Annotated in this window: 1 protein-coding gene; it reads left to right on the plus strand. The window is 49.6% G+C overall.

The window, feature by feature from the left end; genetic code table 11:
- The coding region (locus ACLCDL_RS17915; RefSeq protein WP_423149786.1) for a cadherin-like domain-containing protein at positions 1-554 on the plus strand (554 nt) is incomplete at both ends.

A 554-nucleotide genomic window follows, 5' to 3' on the forward strand; every position in this document is an offset into this window, starting at 1 on the left:
CCCGTCAATGATATTCCTGTTGTGGCTCCTGTTTCAAAGACTGCTGACGAAGATCATACCGTAGCTTTCTCTGCTGCTGACTTTAGCAGCAAATTCACTGATCCGGTGGAAAACAATGCCTTGACAAAGATCAGAATCACTTCCCTCCCGGCTAACGGTACCCTCATGCTTAACGGAGCGCCTGTTACCAGCGGTCTGGAAATCTTGTCCTCTGCTATTCCGCAGCTGTCATTTATTCCCAGTCCTGACTGGAACGGCTCGGCTTCCTTTAACTGGAACGGACAGGATGGTACCGATTTTGCCGCTGCCGATGCTACCGTTACTATTACCATTGCCCCTGTCAATGACCTTCCTGTTGTGGCTCCTGTTTCAAAGAGTGCCAACGAAGATCATACCGTAGCTTTCTCTGCTGCTGACTTTAGCAGCAAATTCACTGATCCGGTGGAAAACGATGCCTTGACAAAGATCAGAATCACTTCCCTCCCGGCTAACGGTACCCTCATGCTTAACGGAGCGCCTGTTACCAGTGGTCTGGAAATCTTGTCCTCTGCTAT

This window comes from Rubrilithobacter danxiaensis, assembly GCF_047272945.1.
In the GTDB taxonomy this organism is placed as follows: Bacteria; Bacteroidota; Bacteroidia; order Sphingobacteriales; family Sphingobacteriaceae; genus Rubrolithibacter; species Rubrolithibacter danxiaensis.